Raw genomic sequence first — 19,982 nt, forward strand, 5'->3', positions numbered from 1 at the left:
AAATATATAGGGGCAAATGTATTGAAAGGTGATTGGAATGTTAAGAATTGGAGTGATTGGTACAGGTGTAATGGGGCAGAACCATGCGAGGGTTGCGGCAACACTAAGAAAGGATGTGGTTTTGACTGCTGTTTCTGATTTGAATGAAGAAACTGGAAAAGCAGTGGCAAAAAGATTTGGTTGTGAGTATTTTAAGGATTTTAGAGAGATGAAGGATAAGGTGGATGCGGTTGTAGTGGCTACACCTACAAAGACCCATGAGCCAATTGCTGTTGAAATGTTGAATATGGGAAAGCATATACTTGTGGAGAAACCGCTTACGATTGATGTTGAGAGTGCAGAGAAGATTGTAAGGGTTGCTGAGGCCCAAGGTCTTACGCTTGCTGTAGGCCACATAGAGAGGCATAACCCTGTAGTAAAGTTTGTGAAGACCGCGATAACGAAGGGACAGTTCGGGCAAGTTTATGCTATGTATTCAAAGCGAATATCTCCGTTTCCTGCAAGAATCAACGATGTTGGGGTTGTGAATGACATCGGTGTGCATGAAGTGGATGTGCAGCGATATCTGGCAGATAGTGAGGTGGTAAGTGTTTCTGCGTTTGGAGGGAAGATGAATGGGGGGGCCCATGAGGACCATGCCAACATTTTGCTGGATTTTGCAAATGGTGTAAAGGGGACAATTGTTGTGAACTGGCTTGCACCAATTAAGATAAGGAAGCTAGAACTGCTCTGCAGTAAGGTTTTTGTGGAATTGGATTACATTGAGCAGGAATTGAATGTTTCTACATCTCAAATCATGGATTTTGAGCCGGGCGATTCCTACCAGTACCCAATGGAATATAACATGCGACAGATTTATTTGAAGAAGCAGGAACCGCTCAAACTAGAACACGAGGACTTTGTAAATGCAATCCTAGAAAAGAAAAAACCACTCGTAGATGGCAGAGAAGGCGTGCAGAACATCAAAGTGTGCGAAGCTATTTTGAAGGCGATGGAGAACAAAAAAATTGAGGTGGTTGAATGAGAATGAAAAACAAAGTAGTTTTGATTACTGGGGGTACAAGAGGATTAGGAAAATGGTATGCTCATGCTTTCGCCAAAGAAGGAGCTATGTTAAGTTTGGTCTATAAATCAGATGAAAATATTGCTGTAGAGACGAAAAAAGAAATCACAGAAAAGTATGGGCAGATAGTTGAAATCTACAGAGGAAATGTAGAAGATGAAAATGATGTGATGAACATTGTAAAACAATCTGTAGATAAATTTGGAAAGATAGATATTCTTATAAACAATGCAGGGATTTTTAAGGATAGTATTTCATGGAAAATGGATAAAAAAGCATGGGAGGATGTTATCGCAACGAATCTCACAGGGACATTTTTGGTTACGAAACATGTGTTACCAATCATGAGAAATAACAACTGGGGTAGAATTGTGAACATTTCTTCAGTGGTTGGACAAATTGGCGTAGTCGGTGCTAGTAATTATTCGGCATCAAAATCTGGGTTATTTGGATTCACGAAAGCCGTGGCAAGGGAGGTTGCAAATAAGAACATCACAGTGAATTGTGTGGCACTGGGTTATTTTGAAGAAGGAATGAATCTGAGACTTTCTGAGGAGTTGCGAGCAAAAATTTTGGAACAAATACCTCTAAAAAGATTTGGTAAAGTGGAAGAAGCATCCTCACTTATCTTGTTTCTATGTTCCGAGGAGGCAGGATATATTACAGGTCAGGTTATACACATTAACGGTGGAATATTCATGTAATTTGGTCGGAGGGGAAAAAATGTGTGAGATTAAATTCGGGAACGGCAAAATCGCTGATAATGTGAAAATCGGAAAAAATGTTAAAATTAATGCTAAAAATTTGATTATTGAAGAAGGCGTTGAAATTCTAGATTATACAGAAATTGTTGGAGAGGATATAGTAATTTCAAGAGATGTAAAAATAGGTGATGGTGTTGAGATAAGAAGTTGCCATATAAATATTTCAGAAAAGACAAGAATTGATTCACATGCTAAGATTACTGCTTACGAGAAATTTTCTGTTGGGAGATGTAGTATTATTAGAAAAAATGCATTATTTAAGGCTAGGGCAATTGAGATTGGAGAATTTTTCTACTCTGACGATAATCCAATTCCACTTATTATTGGAGGAGGCGGTTCGGATAGACCAACTGCAAGAATTAAGATTGGAAAAAGATGCGTTATTCACGATAGTTTCATAAATGTGTGCATGCCAGTAGAGCTCGGAGATAATGTTGGGATGAGTCCTGGATCTGCGATTATTACACACGGATTTTGGAATCCCGTGATTGAAGGATATTCTAGTGAGTTCGCCCCTGTGAGAATTGGAAATAATGTAATAATTGGCTATAGAGCATTGATATTGCCAGGGGTAACCCTAGGAAATTTTTGTTCGGTAGGTGCAGGTGCTGTAGTGACTAAATCTTTTCCTGACTATTGTGTGATAGGCGGTGTGCCTGCTAAAATTATTAAAACGAAGCCTGATTATCCAAAGTACCTAACGATCGAAAATAAAAAGGAGATTGTGGAAAAAATTCTTTATGAATATAGCACATTGTTAGAGGATAGGGTAGATGAGGTAAAGTACTCTAAAGATGATAGTTGCACAATAATATATGGAAAGCACAACAACACCGAATTTGAAATTATATTCAGTTTATCTATAAAAGAGATTGAACAAAATCTCGCGGATTCTAGCATAAGAAAAATTATACTTTCTTTCGATGATTGCGAGGCAACGGAGAAGGACTTCGTGATAAATCTTCGGGATTATTCCTGGAAGGGTTCGGATGATGAGATTAGTGATGACTTACGGGATTTTTTAAGGCATTATGGAATAAGAATTTTCTCGAGGCATTTCAGGTCTTTACCCCCGAAAATTAAGAAGAAATTATTTATATAGATTTCCTCATTTATTTGCATGTGCGGGAAATTCTTTGAAGATTTTGAGCTCGGAGAGAGATATAGGTCACCGGGAAGAACAGTAACAGAGACAGATATTGTTACTTTTGCAATGCTAAGTGGTGACTGGAATAGTATTCATGTAGATGATGTGTATGCACAGGATTCTTTATTCGGAAAAAGAGTGGCTCATGGTTTGCTTCTGCTTTCAATTATGTCAGGTATGTGGGTAAGGCTAGGTGTCTTTGAGGGATCCGTGATTGCATTTTATGGAATAGATCGTCTTAGATTTACAAAACCTGTTTTCAGTGGAGATACGATTCATCTTGAGATGGAAATCAAAGAAAAACGAGAAAAAGATGAAAAAGGTGGAATTCTCGTATGTAATAACAATATCATAAACCAGAAGGGGGACATAGTCCTTGTATGCGATACCTTACTTCTTATAAAAAAGAAAAGACCAAACTCATAAATTAGGAAACACATCAATCTCCTCATATACCTTTTTCGCAAATTCTTCTTTTTGTTGCTTGCTGAACCCTACTGTCTTCTGGTTAAACCATTCGGTGATTCGCTCAACACCAGAAGCATGCTTCTCGCCCCACCAAATGGGATGCGTAAGAAACTGCAGAATCTTGCCCTTATGTTCTTTTATTACCCGGATTGGCTCACCAGCTCGAAATCTACATCTAGAATCAGAAATGTACCACTCCATAAGTTTAGCAGAATATGCGTTCACTCTGCCTGCAATGTGCTCACTTGAACGAAGCACCTGCTGTGGTGGTCTGTGAAAACTGATAGTTCTCACTTTCGTACCCAGCAAATCCTCCAAAATCCTACAGTCACTCGCCACTTCTACACCAATCTTCTCAATAGATTGGATTTCTTTTCTGGAGAAATGGAGCCCAATATCATTCCCCATACCTAGTAATTTTTTGAGAACATCGCAATGTTCCTCCACATTGTATAGTGGTGAATTCACCATCACATAGTATGTGGAAACAAGCCCATGTTTTTGCTCAATCTCAGCCATTGCAATCGCCCTCTTGGGGTCAACATCAATATCATGACGAATGCAAACAGTGGGTTTTTCAATCTCCCTCTCTAGCACGTCCGCTAGCAATTCACACTTAAATTCACTGGAAAGCACAGACAGAATTTTCCTGTAATAGTCAAAACTGAAGTCCGAGTTCCATTCCATAGTGGTGCATACATGGAATAGTATTTAACTTTTCTTCACCACAACTATAGCTACGGAAAGGCACTTATATAGGTTCGTTTTTGGTTGGAAGAAGTTGGAGGAATGCCATGATTAAATTTGGTCCAGCAGGAATTCCGCTCTCATGTAAAGGGAGAACCTTGCGAGACGGAATTATTGATGTCCATTCTCTTGGTCTCACAGCACTGGAATACCAGATTCTCCGTGTGAATGTGGTTGAACGCTCACCTTACGACGATGAGATAGGAAAACCAATGGCAGAAGTGAGTGAATTTGTGTTTGAAATCGTGCGTAAGGAAAAGAAGGGGACAACAGTGATTTCTGACATGACTGAGAAGATTCGTGGAAAGGACACACTGAGGATTCTGCTTACTGCCCCAACTAGGAATGTGGCAGACCTAAGAGAACTGAACAAACTCGCAAAGAGTATAGATGTCTCACTCTCAATTCATGTGCCCTACTACATTGACCTCTGTAATTCGCCAGAAATTATCCAGAAAAGCATTTTTTACATGAAGCTAGGTGGAATAATTGCCAAAGAGCTAGATTGCAATCTTGTAGTAACCCATCTCGGGCCTTACCACCAGAGTAGGAGCAAGCGGGAGTCCTTAGCAATTGTGGAGAAACAAATTGCTAGCATCACAAAGTGGTATGCAGAACACGGGATCAAAGCCAAACTCGGACTGGAACCCAGTGGAAGAGAAGATATCATAGGCACAATGGACGAAATTTTTGGGTTGTGCAAGAAGGTTAAGGGAACACAGCCAGTGTTGAATATACCTCACCTTCATGCCAGAACTGGTGGCAAAATGAATGACAAAGGTGAAATTTATCAACTTTTTGAGAAGGCGAGAAAATTTTCACCAGAACTCTACATTGTGTTTTCTGGTGTGATTGTGGAGGGCACCGCAGAGGTAAGAATGACACCAATAAAGGGTGGGACACTGAAATTTGAGCCATTAGCAGAGATACTAATAGACAACAATTACGATGCCACAATAATTTCAAATTCACCATTGCTCGAACATGATGCAATGTACATGAAGATAATGTATGAGCGTGTGTTTGCAAAGAAGGTGGCAAAAATAAAGGAAAAACTGGTGAAGAAAGAAGTCAAGAAGATGAAGGAAGTAAGGCAGAAGAAGAAAGTTGCCAAGGGAGGGAAGAAAGAGAAATGAATGCAACTGGTGAGAACCAGAAGAGCACTTTCCAGGAGGCAAAGAGTTACATTCTAGAGCGAGTAAAAGAAATTCTTGAAAATGGAGACATTGAGACGATAAATGTTGTGGTTGATAAGATTCTGAAAACAAGGCAGATTTTTGTTTATGGAGCTGGACGCTCTGGTATAGTGGGTAAGGCATTTGCGATGCGACTTGTGCAGATGGGGTTACGCGCTTACTTTATCGGTGAGACAATTACACCGATTGTGGAACATGGCGACCTCGTGTTTATTGTCTCAAACAAGGGCGAGACCTATTCTGCAATCCAGACCGCTAACATTGTGCGAAGAGTAGGTGGAGAGGTTGTAGTGCTCACATCCAACAGGCATTCAAAACTGGCATTGGCTGCAAACCACATTTTGGAACTGAAGATAGAACGAGATACAAAGCACAGAAGGTTTGCACCACTGGGCACACTCTTTGAAGTTGCGGCATTCATATTCCTTGATGCCCTTGTGGCTGAGATCATGGAAAAGAAGAATGAGAATGAGGACACGATGAGAGCTAGGCATGCAATAATGGTGTAAATAGATGATTGAGATAGATGGAAGCTATGGTGAGGGCGGAGGCCAGATTGTAAGGACTTCGGCAGCCCTTGCATTAATTACCCAACAGCCAGTAAGAATAAAAAACATAAGGGCAAAGCGAGAAAGAGCGGGTTTAAGACCTCAGCACCTTTCAGCACTGAAATTACTCACTGAGTTAAGCGATACGAAAATTAATGGGCTTAGAGTGGGAGCAACAGAGTTGGAGATTCTGCCTGGGAAACCAAGGGGTGGAAAAAAGAAAATTGACATAGGAACAGCAGGAAGTATTGCACTTCTTCTTCAGTCAGTGCTTCTACCTTTTGTAGTTGGTAATGAAGAGCTTGAGCTGACAATAATCGGTGGAACAGATGTTACAAGGGCTCCGACAATGGATTATGTAGCAAAGGTGCTTTTGTCTCTGATTAAAAAATTAGGTGTGGAAGCAGAGATTCATGTGGAACAGCATGGGTTTTATCCTGCAGGAGGTGGAATTGTTAATCTCAATCTGCGAAAATCACAGCTTCATTCATGGGTCTGTACGAAACCTGAAGGGGAACTTGAGTTGGTGGGGAAGATTGTTTGTGCCCATCTACCAGAACATGTGCCTTCAAGAATGAAGCATGCTGCTCTTAAAGTGTTTCTCGGCGAAGAGATGGCGGTAGAAATAGAATGGGTGCGCGCGAGATGTCCTGGTGTGAGCATCACTCTGTGGGGGCAGTATGAGAACACCGTGCTTGGAAGTTCGGGTGTGGGAGAAAAGGGTGTGCCAGCAGAGCAGATTGGCGAGGAGTGTGCAGATGAGTTGAAGCGAAATTTGGCAAATGAGTGCACAGTGGACTCAAAAATGGCAGACCAGATTTTACCGTTTTTAGCGGTTGCAGAGGGCAGGTCTGAATTCACAACGAAGTATGTGAGCTTGCATGCAAGAACTGTTGCCTGGGTGATTGATAAATTTTTACAGAAAAAAATTGAATTTGTTGAGGAGAAGGAAAAGGTTGTGGTAAGGGTGAGTTAAATGGAGGCGGAAAAAAAGGAAAAGATGCTAAAAATCGTAGAAGAAATTTACAACCAGATTGCAAATGGTGAGATTCCAGCGATGAAGGTGTCTGTGAGGAGCAAGCAAAACATTTCGTTCTCAACCAAAACAAATGTCTGGAAGCTTGGGGAGATGCTTGGCACGAGAAGTGCAAAGAAACTTGACGGAGCTTTGATGCTGTTGCGAACGATGCATATGATTGAGTTTATTGAAGAGATGTTGAGGACTGGTAAGTCCTCTACCTTGAGAGAGCTTTATTACATTTCTGAGCAGTGGGAGATTGCAAAGTTTGGAAGCGAGGAAGAATCTAACAAGCTTGTGGAGGACCTTGAAATTGTAGCTTCTGCAATGCGAGAGGACTTTCATTTGAGGCCGGAGGAGAATGGAGCTTCTGTGATAGGGAATTTGACAATAGAAGAGGTTAACCGAAAGGGTGAGAAGAAACGAATTAATTGCAGGGATGATGTGGGTGATGGTGGCTATGCTTTGCCTTACAATGTGGAAAAGGAAAAAATCAGTTTTGTGGAAGCGGATGCGAAATTTGTGATTGCAATAGAGTGCGGTGGTATGTTTGATAGATTGGCTGAGAATGGTTTTGATGAGGACTATGATGCGATTCTTGTTCATCTGAAGGGACAGCCAGCAAGAAGCACGCGGAGGTTCATAAAGCGGCTGAATGAAGAACTTGGGCTGCCAGTGGTGGTGTTCACAGATGGAGACCCTTGGTCTTTCAGAATTTACGCAAGTGTTGCATATGGTGCAATTAAGACAGCCCATATCAGCGAGTACCTGGCAACTCCTTCCGCTCAGTTTCTCGGTGTTACTGCTTCAGACATTGTTAACTACGATTTGCCTTCTGACAAACTCACAGATAAGGACATTGCTGCATTGCATGCTGAACTCACGGACCCAAGATTTAACGATGAATTCTGGAAAAACGAGATTGAACTTATGCTTAAAATTAACAAGAAGGCGGAACAGCAGTCACTGGCAAAGTACGGACTGAACTATGTCACAGACACTTATTTGCCTGAAAAGCTGCAGGAGATGGGGATAATTTAAAAGAAGGCCAGAGCGAGAATTCCAAAAGAGGCAGTAAGCACCATTGTGATGAGTGTCACCTGTTCTTCCTTCAATCTGAAGAAGTATGGGAAGAGCCAGGACAGATAGTATGGGTGAGGTACTTTCAGCGTTCCATCTTTTCTTACCTCTCCGAATTTCTGGTGAGGGTATTTATCTTTCTTGAAGTTAAGCCAATAAACTGAAAGGAGAAAATGCAGTGTCATTGGTATGAGCATCACAAAGCCAAAGCTGTAAAAACCGTTTACAACAATGAGAACCCCCACGGCAGCACCCATCATGTAATCGCCACAGTTACCTGGAAACACTCTTGCAGGATACCAGTTGAAGACAAGAAAACCGAGTACTGAACCTGTGAGAATCAAAGTTAGTGGTAATGTTTCGAATTTTTGCACAAGCAGACACTTTGCAATTATGAAGAGGAAACATAGAAAAACATTGCCTGCACTCTGGCCGTTAAAGTTGGAGAAGATATTTACAAGGTTGGCAACTACAACTACATAAAGTGGTGCCACGATGATTAAGAGCAATCCAAGTGAAAAGGAAATGTCAAATGGGAGATAAACTTCGGGTGGAGAGAGCAAAATTACAGGAAGGGCAAGCGGAAATGGAAAGAGGACCATTATTGCTTTTCTTATTCCAGAAAATTTTTTGCCACTGACTCCAAGTAAATCATCAAACAAGCCGAAGCCAAAAAAGGCAGTGATTACAAAGAGGGGGATCAGGAGGTAAACATCAAAAATTGTGTCAAAGGTAGCTAGGACTGAGATTGTGATAATTGTGCCTGCAAAAATCCCCATGCCACCAAAATCCGCAATTTCAGGTTTGTTGGGCTTGTACATATCTCTTCCTTTGTAACCCTTAACCCTTAGTTTTCGAATTAAAAAAGGCATCAATCCAAGTGTAAAAAGAAAGGACAAAATTGGACAAAACACATAATACAGGGAATACATGACCTTACCACTTCCTTTACTTACTGGTCGTCTCTGTATCCAACAGCATGAATGAGAGACAATATAAAGGAGATGATAAGTTTTGCGGACAGATTGCTTTTAGCATACATAGATAACTTTATTATCTGCATTTATTCTCATATCATCCATGTCAATTGCTGTTGTTGGTCTTGGTTATGTGGGTTTGCCTCTTGCCTGCAAATTTGCAGACAATGGGGAATATGTGTTTGGAATTGATGTCAACGAAGAAAAGGTCAACACAATTAATAAAGGGATTTTACCGTTTGGAGAAGATGAGCCAGGTTTAATTGAGCTGTTTGAGCGGGTCATAAAATCTGGGAGGTTAAAAGCTACAGATGATTTTTCTGTTTGCAGAGAGGTAGACGCAATATTTATCTGCACGCAGACACCCATTGATGAGATAACAAAGGAGCCCATTTATGATGCACTAAAAAACGCAGTTTTAAATGTTGGAAAAAATATAAAACCAGGGATATTGGTTGTGGTGGAGAGCACAGTTGCGCCCTACACTATGGAGAAAATGGTTAAACCAATTCTAGAGGAAGCATCAGGCTTGAAAGTGGGGAAAGATTTACAATTAGTACACTGCCCTGAGAGAATTGCACCAGGTGTAACCCTACTTCACATAGAAACAATGCATCGTGTTGTGGGTGGTAACACAAAAGAGGGAATAGAGAGAGCTATCCAATATTACAGAAAGATTGTCAAAGGTGATTTGGATCCTACTGATTGGCTTACTGCGGAAGTGGTCAAAACTGTGGAAAACGCTGAGCGTGACCTCAAGATTGCATTTGCAAATGAAATTGCAATGGCATGTGAAGCAATTGGGATAGATTATTCACAAGTGAGAAAATTTGTGAACAAAGCACCATTAAGAGATTTGGTGTTTCCTGGTCCTGGTGTTGGTGGACATTGCATTCCGAAGGACCCATATCTGTTTATTTATGCCCTAAAAGGAAAATTTAAGCCAAAATTGTTGCTTACAGCGAGAAAAGTTAACGAGAAGATGCCAGAACATGTGGTGGAACTTGTAAAGAAAGCATTGAAAAAGAACAAAATCCAGATGAAGGATGCAATTGTGACAATTTTGGGATATGCATACAAGGAAAACACGGACGATACAAGAAATACTCCTGCCGAGGAAGTTAGAAAGTTGCTGGAAAAGAAAGTGAAGGAAGTGCGAGTTCACGACCCGCATGTAAATACAAAGTTTGTTGAGAAGGATTTGATTAAGTGCATTCAAGATGCTGACTGCCTTGTCCTTGTTACAGCCCACAATGAGTATAAAGAGTTATCACCAGAGATTCTCACACAACATCTCAGACACAAAATTATTGTTGACACAAGAAATTTTCTGCCAGAAATGGAAGGTTTTACACAGATTTGCCTGGGTGTTGGAAAATGAACATCTGCATGGTTGCTTATACTTATTACCCAAAAGATCCAAGAGTGCGAAAAGAGGCAGAGGCGCTTGCAGGAAATGGTTATAGCGTAGATATAATCTGCATAAGGCAAAGTGGGGAAAAAAGGGAAGAGATAATAAACGGAGTTCGCGTGTTCAGATTACCAATGCAAACTGCACGAGAAAGCGGGAAGTTACGGTATGTCTACCAATACTTAATGTTTTTTTTGCTTGCTACATTTGCAGTATCTGTTTTCCATTTCCGAAAGAGATACCATGTTGTGCACACACATTCTCTACCTGATTTCATTGTGTTTGCTGGAATTTTCCCAAAACTCTTCGGTGCAAAGCTTGTTTTGGATTTGCATGAGTCAATGCCTGACATTTATCTATCCAAGTTTAATGCAAGAGAGGGTTTTGTTTACAAGCTTGTATGCCTTGCGGAGAGAATAAGCACCTCAGTTGCAGATGCTGTAATTACAGTTTCGGAATACATTGCGAAATTACTTGTTGAGAGAAGAACAAAAAAAGAAAAGTTAACAGTAATTCCAAATGTTCCAGATATAGATTTCTATCCGCCGAAATGCAGTGATGCAAAAGACATTGTTTTTGCTGGAAATCTCACAGAGTATCAAGATATAGATACTGTACTGGATGCAATGGTAAAACTTCCAGACTTTAAGTTTCATATTTTTGGAGATGGCATTCTGTTACCTCGGATAAAGGAAAAGATTGTGAAATTAAATCTGACAAACAGAGTATTTTTGTACGGATTTGTACCACAGAATGAGTTGAGGAGAAAGTTGATAACATCCGACTGGTTCATTGCTGTCCATCCGTGTAGAAACATAAGACTTGCCTGGATTGCATTGGGGAATAAAGCGCTAGAATATACATTTTTGGGTTATGTAGTTGTTTCTTCAGACATGCCGGGAGTTAGAGAGGTATTTTCTGATGAGTGCTTTTATTATTATCTACCGGAAGATGCTGAGAGTTTAGCTAATGCAATTCGTCTTGCATATAGTGAGAAAGTAAAAACGATTGAAAAAATAAAGAAAGCTCAGGAAGTTATAAGGAGGAAAGGGATGAGTTGGAGTGATGTAAAAGGGAAACTCTTTCAGCTTTATTCTAGGCTTACTGCAGAAAGTTGAAGATAGAACAAATTAGGCAGTTCTCAATTGGTTGTAGTTCTGCCTACCCATGTTTCTTCCCGGGTGTAAGAATCCAGTCATATGGAATTTCCTTTGTGTCGGGTGGTAAGCGGTATTCATCTGGTTGCTTGCGATTGTATGGTTCTGTTGGAATGTTAATAACTATCGCTTCAGACTCACTCACACATTTCCAACCATGGTAAACTTCATTTGGAATAGCAACAAGCAATGGATTGTATTCTCCGATGAAAAATTCGTTGATTTCACCTTTTGTGGGAGAATTTGGTCTTGAGTCATAGAGAGCTAACTTTATCATCCCCTTGAGACAGCAAACATAGTCCGTCTGGAGCTTGTGATAGTGCCAGGCCTTTACAACACCAGGCAATGTTGTGGTCATGTAGACCTGCCCGAACTTGAGAAAAATTTCATCATCAGCACGCAGAATCTCCATCAGGCGACCTCTCTCATCTGGAATGACACGCAAGGACTTTGTTTTTACACCTGAAATCATGGGTGAGGCATACACTTAAAGGTATTTATTGATTATGAGAACCGGGCTGCAGAAAAATCATAAGTGCCAGCAATTTTTCAGAGCATCCAGTAGTTTATTCATTCTATACCTTCAGAATGGGCTTACACCACACATTTGTGAAACTGCTTTATCCTCCTCAAACAGGATGTGCACTAATTTGGTTTGCGCTTTGGAGAAAGGTATCTGTCCTGCAAGGGATAAACAACTTAGTGCACAATTACATCCTTGGTGTTTTCTTAGAAATATTGATTAGAGAGTTGCACTTACAGTTGACTAATGAAGATAATCTCTATCGGAAACACACCTCTCACAAATTTACAGTACGGTGGGACCATCGGAATAATTTTACATCTTACAGCACTCTCTAGGTTTGCCGATGTAACTTACATTAATTGTTCCAGGTTTCCTGAAGTGAATCCCAAAAGCCTCCCATTTGAGGTGTTAAATGTGCCTATCTCTTCAAAAGGTTATCTAGTCCAGAAAGGAATTTCAGGGATTTTAAGGCCTTTCACAATTATTCCCTCTGTGCCTATTGTGAACGAAATTAATATGTTTTTGAGTCCTAACACAAGAAAAAAAGTAAAAACTATTGTTGCCGACTATGCTAAAAGGGTTGGTGAAATCGCAATATTATTTGAATCTCCAATGGGGAATACTTTAGTTGATTCTCTTCACGATTATCCAAAAGTTTTGAGGGCACATAATTTTGAGGCAGAATACTTCAGAAGTCACACCAAACCTACCTACTACTTTAATAAACTGTTTTATAACTATTTTGAAGGTCAATTTGCAAAAAAATGTAATCTAATCTTTTCTATTTCTAAAGAAGATATGATCGGAATGTCCGAATACTATAAAATAGAAAAAAATAAATTCATCTATGTTCCAGCTAGTATTGACACAAAAAAAATCAAACCATTTACTGAAGAGGAGAAACAAATTGCAAAAGCAGAACTTGACTTGGTTGGAAAAAAAGTCGCTGTCTTTATTGGAGGAGGAAGTGTACGGGATAGGGTACTTGCTGTTCCTACAATCACCAGGCTTGCAGAGAAATTTGAAAATTTATATTTTTTAATTGCAGGTAAAATCTCAAAATTATTTACTCCGAGAAAAAATCTTAGATTGATGGGTTACATTGATGAGGAAACAAAAAAACTTTGCCTTGCTGCTGCTGATTTTGCCCTAAACCCAACAGCTTTTGGCACTGGCATGAATATAAAGATGTTAGAGTATCTTGCTTATGGGTTGCCAGTAATCACAACGCCAGAAGGAACAAGAGGATTTTCTCTCATTCATGGCTCAAATGCATTTGTATGTCATGTAGAGTCCTTTGAAGAGGTCATAGAAACCATCATTCACGAAAGGATTGACTGTGTAAAAATTGGTAAATCTGGTCGTACTCTCGTTGAAAAAGAATACGATGCGGCTATTGTAGGAAAACGAGCCGTGGATGCTATTCTCAGATTGCTGAAAAGAGATTAGGATTTTGACAGAGGTTAGAGGGGACGCTTAGCCCTGCAAAAATTTTCTTAAGTTGAAGGAGTATCCCTTGAACTACTCGCAACTGATATATAGAAGGAAGTATCTTCTCCTGACAATGAAGAAAGACGCAAGAATATTTGTTACTTTATCACTGATTACGGTCTTCTTTATCGCTGTTTTAGTGCGTTATCCTTTTGTAGATTATCCACCTGGAAACACAGATACGTACGCATATGTGTTTATGAGCGCACCAATAATAGATACTTCGCGAGTTCCATGGCTTCTTCATCCATTTTTATCCTTTTTTGGTTTGTATCCCGCATCAGATACTTCGGGTCCTATGATACTTGTTGCAACAACCTATGCCGTTACGAATGTTCCTAATTTATTTGCCGCATGCACAATTCTCGACTCTTTTATTATTCTAGTTTTTCTCATCTCTGGGTACCTGTTAAGTTCATATCTGTCCAGAAACAAATTGTTATGGGTTCTCCCTCCCTTGTTTATTATTGTTTGTCCCACTTTTGTCCTGGAAACCAATTTTTTTACAGTAGGCTCTAGGTTGCTTGCTGTGATGTTCTTTATGTGTTATTTTCTTTGTTTTTTTTACTTCTTGTTTAAACATAGTTCAAAGAGAAAAAAATTGAAAATATTTTTACTAGCAATTGTGTTTTTTATAGGAGGAATTGCCTCTCACCTTATGGGACTATTTTTTGCATTCTTCCTATTTTTTCCATTTTTACTCACACCTCTGTTTTATAAGCTCTCTGATTTATTAATAAGAAATCTTCATCCAACCTTTCCGAAGATTGTAATCAAATACGGATGGGTGTTTTTTACAAGTGTAATTTTTGTTATACTTGCTCTTGTCTATTTAGGATTGGCACCAGTAAAATTTAGAGAATTTTATGCTTCTGAACAAAGCAGTGTCATTAGTGGTAGAATTCTCGGGCCACTTGCGCAAAATCCCTTTGTTGTAGTATTCCTGGTCTACTTTTCAAAAATCGGGTTTTTTGTCCCTCTTTCAGCACTAGGCATCTATGCTCTCTTAAAAAGAGGATATAATAAGAGACTCAAAATCTTTTTTATGGTGGCTGTATCCACAATACTTCTTTTTATTTACGAAGCTGGGTATTTTCCATATGTAACAACTATTGTCTTGACATTATTATCACTGATTGGAATAGATTTTATTCTGAGAAATAAAAAGAAGATAAGTATGTTCGTTATCGCCATTAGTGTATTGTTAATTTCAATGACTTTTTACTTCTACTATTCTATCTTTAATGATGATTATAGAAGTTATTACGCTGCAATGTGTGGAATTTTTATAGTTATTACTTTTCTACATATATTTCTCTATCGTTTGTGGAAAACTACGAAAGAAATGCGAAAGAGCATCATAAAAGAAAAGGCTACAGTTCTTGCTCTTTCTTGCCTTCTTGTGTTTTCTGTAGCGTACGGAATTTACAGCCCTAATTTTGATCTAGCAGGTGATGCTGAAGGAAAAAGTATGCGAATGACACCACATTATGCACCTTTGTCCATAGTAGAAATCGCGTACTACTCTAAATTTATTTGCGAGTCAAAGCGTGTTCTTTTTCCTACATATGGGGGGAATACACAATTTTCTGCGATAACCGGAAAAACATTGTATGCTGAGACCCTCACAGAATCCCCTCTTTTTGTAGAGAGTCTCTCAATTCAACCTGTAGATTCTTACGACTATCACAACCCAAAAACCCTTTATATTGGTAAGAGCTCAGACTTTCCAAATATTCAGGCAGGGTTATCTGGACAGGTAGTGATTATGACACTTTACTTTACTCCTTCTGTTTCTACACTAGATGTAAGAAAAAAATATGATATTAATTATACTGTGGAATTCTTGCCTTATGAGGGGCAGTATGTTTCGTATGGTTTCAAATGGACCTCCGCAAAATCAATCTTCCTAAAAGAATTGAATGGTAGTTCTTATGTGACATTTATGAACTCTCAGTTTCGGATGTACTATTCATAATGAGAGCAAGCCACTCAAAATACCATGCCAGTATGTCGTTAACATTTTCAGTGTGTATCTTAAGTTTTTTGTCCGTATTATTAACTTTAAAAAAAATCGAAATGGAGTGTAAAAAAACCAGTAAATGATGTATGTAAGCCAGAATCTACAATGTTTTTTTGCAAAAAATACCGAGTTTCGATTATTAAAGAAGAGAATATGAGGTTTCATCTCCATCAATGACTTTGTCACTCCTTTATGCCATATACAACTAGCAGGCACATACAATAGATTGTACCCCTGCTTTTTTGCCCTGATACACCAATCACTCTCCTCCCAGTATGCAAAAAATTTTTCATCAAAGAGTCCAATATGGGCCAGGACAGAAGTACGAATCATCATTGCACATCCTTCAACATAACTGGTTTCAAATATTTCATCATACTGTCCCGTATCAAAACCTGTTCTTTTTTTAACTTTGCAAGTCCACAGATCTATCTTTGCACCAGCAAATGAAATATAGTCCTTCCTTCCATGATAGTCATAAGCATACACTTTTGGCCCCACGCATGCAATCTTTTCGTCTGTAAAACTCTCAACCAGAACTTTTATTGTGTCTTTATTTACAACAGCATCCGCATTCAACAAGAACACAAACTCATACCCATGCTTCAGTGCAAACTCAAACCCAAGATTGTTGCCGCCAGTGAAACCGAGATTTTTTGGTGAGAGATAGAAAAGAATTTTTTTTGTGCCTTTCCTCTCCAGTTTCACATCTCCTACATCTTTCATCTCAACTACATCGTAATTTTTCTGTGTGAAGTACTTTCGCAAAATCTCAACTGAGTTGTCCTTTGAACCATTATCCACAAGAAATATATCCACGCCATGTGGCTCTGTCTCGGAAGCCATTACAGAATCTATCGCTTCCATCGTATCTTTCGCACAGTTCCAGTTGAGAATGATTGTAAGGACTGATGCCATCAAAACTGGTAAAATATGGTTCATATTTAAAGAGTGTGGTGCTATTTCTTCTTTTTCAATAATGCTAGAACATCTTTTACTTCCTCGATAATTTTTCCTCTGGTTAGTAGGTATATAGAAGTTGCATAACACACTGTAAAGGAGGCAATTTTTAGGATGAAAATCGTGAAAGAGATTTCACGAGAAAAGAATGTAATAAGTAAAATTGGACAAACTCCTATTATTGATGCTAGAAAAGAAGGAATTGATGTTTGCAAAACCTCTCTTATGTGAATGCTGATAATTTTATTTACAAAAGAGATTACCCATATAAACATAGGAAAACCAAATATCAGGTAAGTCAGAGCTACACCAACTGTACCGAAAAGTATGCAAAGGGGACATACAAATATCGCCACGATCAGAAGGCCAACTAAGGTTTGGAGGAAGTTTATTCTTACATTACCAGTGGAAACAATAATAGCTCCTGCAGGTACCCAAAGAATTGGAAGAATTGCAAATCCTGAGATTATGGTAAGAACTGGTATTGCTCCGTCCCATTTGGAAGTATTTCCTGCAAGTACAACTCTCACGAAATCAGGAGCGAGAAACATTAAACCGATGCAAACAGGGAACGCAAAGAGCGAAATATACTTGAGAGTAGTTAGATAACCTTTTCTCAAACGGTCTTTATTTCCTACCACTTTACAGTAGGTGGGAAACAGAACAGCATTCAACACACCACCGATTACGGATGGAATTACAAAACCCCATGTCCATGCAACCTCATATGCTCCAAGTGATTCTGTTCCAAATGAATTCCCCACGACAAATTTCCCAATAGAAAGGGTTGCCCAATACATTATCCCAACAGCCAGCACATACTTCCCAAAGTTCAGCAGTTCCTTTGCCACTTTGACATCAAACACGAATTTTACTTTCCAGGAAACAAAAGAATACAGCACAACCACTGTGATCAAGCCACCAGCAAGATTGCCAAAAACCACGCTCCAGTAGGAAAAACCGAGGAAGGCAAGAGCAATAACTAGAATTCCCTTACTCAGTCCTCCAGAGAGATTGGCAAGCACAATTTTGTTAAATTTCAATTCTCTAGTCAAGCGTACAGTGACCACAAATCCAGCAGATGTGAGGAAAAACTGCAAGCTTGCAATTCTGATCACATTTGTCAATCTTGGTTCAGCCATGAAATCTGCAACAAAAGGTGCTATGGAAAATACTGTTAGATAAAGCCCAGTTGCAAAAATCAGACGAAGGGTTGCGCCAGTGTAAAGTTCTTTTTCAATGTTTTCCTTTTGCTTTTGAATAATTGCAGCACTTAAACCAAAATCACCAAGAATCTCACCGAATCCAATAAAAACCATTGCCATGCTCACTATTCCATACTCATCTGGAAACAACAACCTTGCCAGAACCAAAGAGGTTATCAGGGAGATGCCATAGCTTACAACTCTGAGCAAACTCACCCACAGAATGTTCTTTGCTGTCTTTTCCTTAAGTCCCTGCATTGGTCTCACGCATTCTTACCAGCATTTCTCTGGTGGTTGGAACCCTCAAAATTTTTTCAAGTTTTTCTGTATTCAAAGAGGAATTGACAGGTCTTTTAGCTGTGAAGTTTAGCTCACTTGAGTGAACATCTTTGACAAGAGCTTTATCCAACCTAAAAGCATCACAAATTTCATACACAAACTCCAACCTTGAGATTGCATTCCTGCTTCCACAATGGAAAATCCCTCTTACCTGCCTTTCAATCAATTTTTCTATCACTTCGGCACAAAAATCAACAAGCACAGGTGAGTAAATCAGGTCAGAAGCAATGGTTATCTCCTTCTCATTTCTCAATGACTCATGCACCCAAGAGACGAAATTATGTTTTTGCCAGGTTTTTTTCCAGCCAAAGTTTCCACAACAGCGAAGGACACAGCCATTTCCGTAATCCAGGACAAACTTTTCACCCTCCAATTTGGTCTGCCCATAAACGCTTATCGGGTTAACTGGTTCTTCTTCTCTATAGTTGCCCTTTTCTCCATCAAACACATAATCGGTTGAGATGTAAACAATGTAGGCATTCCATTTTCTTGCAAAATCAACTGCATTTTTTGTGCCGACAACATTAATCTGATAAGCCAGTTCTGGTTCTTTTTCGCATCTGTCAACATTTGTTAAAGCTGCAGTGTGAACAACAACATCCACTCTATTTATTCTCTCAAAATTTTCTTTTCTAGCAACATCTATTTCCACACAACTTCTATCGGGTATTTTTGATGAGTGACATGCTGGAATCACATTGTAAGTATTGGAAAGTTTAAGGTATGTGGCATAACCTAAAAGCCCTGCAGCACCTGTAATTAGGATTTGCATATCACACCCATATGCTTGAGTTCTCGCCCAATATTAACCTTTGTCCCTTTGGCTTTTTCTCGCCCTTGAAAATCTTTGTGTTGGCACCAATTAGGGAATCAACAATTCGGCCCTCATAATTTATCTCAGTGTTTGCTAGGATTATAGAAAACTCTATTTCCACACCAGTAATCTTACAGTTATTCCCGATTGCAGTGTATGGCCCAATGTAAGCATCTCCTTCTATAATCGTGTTGTCTCCAATTATTGCGGGACCACGGACCCGTGCACCCTTCTTTACAATTGAATTTTTCCCTATGGTAACTTTTCCTGTGACTTCTGCACCTTCCTCCACAGTGCCTTCCACTTTTGGCTCAAGATATTCAAGCACTACACGATTTGCTTCAAGAATGTCTTCTGGCGTTCCTGTGTCCTTCCACCAACCCGTGACTATGTATGCATGAACTGGGAGTTTAGCATCTATTAACATCTGGATTGCATCTGTGATTTCAAGTTCGTTTCGCCAGGATGGCTTGAGTTTCTTTATCATTTCAAATACTGATTTGCGGAAAAGATAGATACCTATGATAGCTAAATTTGTTGGTGGCTCCTTGGGTTTTTCAATCACACGAACAATCTCTTTGCGTTCATTGAGCACTGCAATCCCGAATTTTTGTGGATTTGGAACTTCACACAACCCGATTACTGATTCCGCACCTGTCTTTTCAAATGCCTGAACCAAGCCGCCAATACCACCAATGAGAAGATTATCTCCGAGATAGACCACAAATGGTTCATCCCCCACAAACTCCTCTGTTAAACCAACGGCGTGGGCAATGCCCTTTGGCTCTCCCTGATAAATGTAGGTGATTTTTACACCGTAATTTGACCCATCTCCAAGCAACTCCTTTACCTTTTCTGGCATATTGTTGCCAAGAATCACAGCAATGTCAGTTATACCTGCGTTTCTCAAGTCTTCAATGCAGTAAACGATGTTCGGCTTGTTCGCTATGGGAATAAGCTGTTTTGGACCCGTGTGTGTCAATGGTCTCAACCTCGTTCCGGCACCACCAGATAACACAACTCCTTTCATAATGATGGAAAAACCAAC

19 protein-coding genes are annotated in these 19,982 nt (G+C 39.5%); 12 read left to right on the forward strand and 7 right to left on the reverse strand.

Going from position 1 to position 19,982, the window contains the following annotated elements; translation table 11 throughout:
* Positions 1–37 precede the first annotated feature (37 nt).
* From QXD64_02545 to QXD64_02560, 4 genes are read left to right on the forward strand one after another with little or no spacing between them, the layout of a single operon-like run.
* Entirely contained in the window at positions 38–1,024 is a 987-nt protein-coding gene (locus QXD64_02545; GenBank protein ID MEM3396194.1) for a Gfo/Idh/MocA family oxidoreductase, read from the forward strand.
* On the forward strand, positions 1,021–1,767 hold the full coding sequence (locus QXD64_02550; GenBank protein ID MEM3396195.1) for a 3-oxoacyl-ACP reductase family protein: 747 nt from the start codon (positions 1,021–1,023) through the stop codon (positions 1,765–1,767). Before QXD64_02545 ends, QXD64_02550 begins: the two co-directional genes overlap by 4 nt.
* Positions 1,768–1,786: 19 nt before the next feature.
* A complete protein-coding gene (locus QXD64_02555) occupies positions 1,787–2,929 on the forward strand; it encodes a DapH/DapD/GlmU-related protein (protein ID MEM3396196.1) in 1,143 nt (380 codons plus the stop codon).
* 18 nt (positions 2,930–2,947) lie between these two features.
* Positions 2,948–3,400 (forward strand): MaoC/PaaZ C-terminal domain-containing protein, encoded by a 453-nt coding sequence (locus tag QXD64_02560; GenBank protein MEM3396197.1) that lies wholly within the window; start codon positions 2,948–2,950, stop codon positions 3,398–3,400.
* Here QXD64_02560 and QXD64_02565 read toward each other — a convergent pair.
* On the reverse strand, positions 3,395–4,129 hold the full coding sequence (locus tag QXD64_02565) for a hypothetical protein (GenBank protein ID MEM3396198.1): 735 nt from the start codon (positions 4,127–4,129) through the stop codon (positions 3,395–3,397). The two genes, QXD64_02560 and QXD64_02565, sit on opposite strands and share 6 nt — an antisense overlap.
* A gap of 107 nt (positions 4,130–4,236) precedes the next feature.
* On the opposite strand from QXD64_02565, the gene QXD64_02570 reads away from it, so the two are divergent.
* Genes QXD64_02570 through QXD64_02585 form a run of 4 tightly spaced genes read left to right on the forward strand, consistent with a single transcriptional unit; the run spans position 4,237 to position 7,992 of the window.
* Positions 4,237–5,325 (forward strand): TIM barrel protein, encoded by a 1,089-nt coding sequence (locus QXD64_02570; GenBank protein ID MEM3396199.1) that lies wholly within the window; start codon positions 4,237–4,239, stop codon positions 5,323–5,325.
* The gene (gene hxlB, locus QXD64_02575) at positions 5,322–5,894 is read left to right on the forward strand and encodes a 6-phospho-3-hexuloisomerase (protein ID MEM3396200.1); all 573 of its coding nucleotides are present in this window, start codon (positions 5,322–5,324) and stop codon (positions 5,892–5,894) included. Before QXD64_02570 ends, hxlB begins: the two co-directional genes overlap by 4 nt.
* A gap of 4 nt (positions 5,895–5,898) precedes the next feature.
* Positions 5,899–6,909 (forward strand): RNA 3'-terminal phosphate cyclase, encoded by a 1,011-nt coding sequence (gene rtcA, locus QXD64_02580; GenBank protein MEM3396201.1) that lies wholly within the window; start codon positions 5,899–5,901, stop codon positions 6,907–6,909.
* A complete protein-coding gene (locus QXD64_02585; GenBank protein MEM3396202.1) occupies positions 6,910–7,992 on the forward strand; it encodes a DNA topoisomerase IV subunit A in 1,083 nt (360 codons plus the stop codon).
* Here QXD64_02585 and QXD64_02590 read toward each other — a convergent pair.
* Entirely contained in the window at positions 7,989–8,903 is a 915-nt protein-coding gene (locus QXD64_02590) for a hypothetical protein (protein ID MEM3396203.1), read from the reverse strand. The genes QXD64_02585 and QXD64_02590 overlap by 4 nt on opposite strands.
* A gap of 208 nt (positions 8,904–9,111) precedes the next feature.
* Between QXD64_02590 and QXD64_02595 the strand changes: the two genes are divergently transcribed.
* Complete coding sequence (locus QXD64_02595) at positions 9,112–10,389, forward strand: nucleotide sugar dehydrogenase (protein MEM3396204.1); 1,278 nt, start codon at positions 9,112–9,114, stop codon at positions 10,387–10,389.
* A complete protein-coding gene (locus tag QXD64_02600; GenBank protein ID MEM3396205.1) occupies positions 10,386–11,537 on the forward strand; it encodes a glycosyltransferase family 4 protein in 1,152 nt (383 codons plus the stop codon). The genes QXD64_02595 and QXD64_02600 overlap by 4 nt, the downstream gene beginning before the upstream one ends.
* A gap of 43 nt (positions 11,538–11,580) precedes the next feature.
* On the opposite strand, the gene QXD64_02605 is transcribed toward QXD64_02600, so the two are convergent.
* Positions 11,581–12,048: a dTDP-4-dehydrorhamnose 3,5-epimerase family protein gene (locus QXD64_02605; protein ID MEM3396206.1), complete on the reverse strand. Its 468-nt coding sequence runs from the start codon at positions 12,046–12,048 to the stop codon at positions 11,581–11,583.
* A gap of 297 nt (positions 12,049–12,345) precedes the next feature.
* Here QXD64_02605 and QXD64_02610 point away from each other — a divergent pair, with 297 nt between their 5' ends.
* Positions 12,346–13,551, forward strand: a complete 1,206-nt coding sequence (locus tag QXD64_02610; protein MEM3396207.1) for a glycosyltransferase family 4 protein — start codon at positions 12,346–12,348, stop codon at positions 13,549–13,551.
* Positions 13,552–13,666: 115 nt separating this feature from the next.
* Positions 13,667–15,571, forward strand: a complete 1,905-nt coding sequence (locus QXD64_02615; protein MEM3396208.1) for a hypothetical protein — start codon at positions 13,667–13,669, stop codon at positions 15,569–15,571.
* Here QXD64_02615 and QXD64_02620 read toward each other — a convergent pair.
* Genes QXD64_02620 through QXD64_02635 form a run of 4 tightly spaced genes read right to left on the reverse strand, consistent with a single transcriptional unit; the run spans position 15,566 to position 19,964 of the window.
* Positions 15,566–16,534, reverse strand: a complete 969-nt coding sequence (locus QXD64_02620) for a glycosyltransferase family 2 protein (GenBank protein MEM3396209.1) — start codon at positions 16,532–16,534, stop codon at positions 15,566–15,568. The genes QXD64_02615 and QXD64_02620 overlap by 6 nt on opposite strands.
* Before the next feature lie 41 nt (positions 16,535–16,575).
* The gene (locus tag QXD64_02625; GenBank protein ID MEM3396210.1) at positions 16,576–18,039 is read right to left on the reverse strand and encodes a lipopolysaccharide biosynthesis protein; all 1,464 of its coding nucleotides are present in this window, start codon (positions 18,037–18,039) and stop codon (positions 16,576–16,578) included.
* The gene (locus QXD64_02630; protein MEM3396211.1) at positions 18,026–18,892 is read right to left on the reverse strand and encodes an SDR family oxidoreductase; all 867 of its coding nucleotides are present in this window, start codon (positions 18,890–18,892) and stop codon (positions 18,026–18,028) included. The genes QXD64_02625 and QXD64_02630 overlap by 14 nt, the downstream gene beginning before the upstream one ends.
* 1 nt (position 18,893) lies before the next feature.
* Positions 18,894–19,964: a glucose-1-phosphate thymidylyltransferase gene (locus QXD64_02635; protein ID MEM3396212.1), complete on the reverse strand. Its 1,071-nt coding sequence runs from the start codon at positions 19,962–19,964 to the stop codon at positions 18,894–18,896.
* Between the last annotated feature and the right edge of the window lie 18 nt (positions 19,965–19,982).

This window comes from Thermoplasmata archaeon, assembly GCA_038874435.1.
Lineage (GTDB): Archaea > Thermoplasmatota > Thermoplasmata > Lutacidiplasmatales > SKW197 > SKW197.

What these genes read in the sequence shown, in the direction of transcription:
- QXD64_02605 (MEM3396206.1), bottom strand. Translation starts at nt 12,048, where the DNA reads ATGATTTCAGGTGTAAAAACAAAGTCCTTGCGTGTCATTCCAGATGAG.
- QXD64_02545 (MEM3396194.1), top strand. Translation starts at nt 38, where the DNA reads ATGTTAAGAATTGGAGTGATTGGTACAGGTGTAATGGGGCAGAACCAT.
- QXD64_02625 (MEM3396210.1), bottom strand. Translation starts at nt 18,039, where the DNA reads ATGCAGGGACTTAAGGAAAAGACAGCAAAGAACATTCTGTGGGTGAGT.
- QXD64_02595 (MEM3396204.1), top strand. Translation starts at nt 9,112, where the DNA reads ATGTCAATTGCTGTTGTTGGTCTTGGTTATGTGGGTTTGCCTCTTGCC.
- QXD64_02590 (MEM3396203.1), bottom strand. Translation starts at nt 8,903, where the DNA reads ATGCCTTTTTTAATTCGAAAACTAAGGGTTAAGGGTTACAAAGGAAGA.
- QXD64_02635 (MEM3396212.1), bottom strand. Translation starts at nt 19,964, where the DNA reads ATGAAAGGAGTTGTGTTATCTGGTGGTGCCGGAACGAGGTTGAGACCA.
- QXD64_02560 (MEM3396197.1), top strand. Translation starts at nt 2,948, where the DNA reads ATGTGCGGGAAATTCTTTGAAGATTTTGAGCTCGGAGAGAGATATAGG.
- rtcA (MEM3396201.1), top strand. Translation starts at nt 5,899, where the DNA reads ATGATTGAGATAGATGGAAGCTATGGTGAGGGCGGAGGCCAGATTGTA.
- QXD64_02585 (MEM3396202.1), top strand. Translation starts at nt 6,910, where the DNA reads ATGGAGGCGGAAAAAAAGGAAAAGATGCTAAAAATCGTAGAAGAAATT.
- QXD64_02615 (MEM3396208.1), top strand. Translation starts at nt 13,667, where the DNA reads ATGAAGAAAGACGCAAGAATATTTGTTACTTTATCACTGATTACGGTC.
- hxlB (MEM3396200.1), top strand. Translation starts at nt 5,322, where the DNA reads ATGAATGCAACTGGTGAGAACCAGAAGAGCACTTTCCAGGAGGCAAAG.
- QXD64_02610 (MEM3396207.1), top strand. Translation starts at nt 12,346, where the DNA reads ATGAAGATAATCTCTATCGGAAACACACCTCTCACAAATTTACAGTAC.
- QXD64_02600 (MEM3396205.1), top strand. Translation starts at nt 10,386, where the DNA reads ATGAACATCTGCATGGTTGCTTATACTTATTACCCAAAAGATCCAAGA.
- QXD64_02550 (MEM3396195.1), top strand. Translation starts at nt 1,021, where the DNA reads ATGAGAATGAAAAACAAAGTAGTTTTGATTACTGGGGGTACAAGAGGA.
- QXD64_02630 (MEM3396211.1), bottom strand. Translation starts at nt 18,892, where the DNA reads ATGCAAATCCTAATTACAGGTGCTGCAGGGCTTTTAGGTTATGCCACA.
- QXD64_02570 (MEM3396199.1), top strand. Translation starts at nt 4,237, where the DNA reads ATGATTAAATTTGGTCCAGCAGGAATTCCGCTCTCATGTAAAGGGAGA.
- QXD64_02555 (MEM3396196.1), top strand. Translation starts at nt 1,787, where the DNA reads ATGTGTGAGATTAAATTCGGGAACGGCAAAATCGCTGATAATGTGAAA.
- QXD64_02565 (MEM3396198.1), bottom strand. Translation starts at nt 4,129, where the DNA reads ATGGAATGGAACTCGGACTTCAGTTTTGACTATTACAGGAAAATTCTG.
- QXD64_02620 (MEM3396209.1), bottom strand. Translation starts at nt 16,534, where the DNA reads ATGGCATCAGTCCTTACAATCATTCTCAACTGGAACTGTGCGAAAGAT.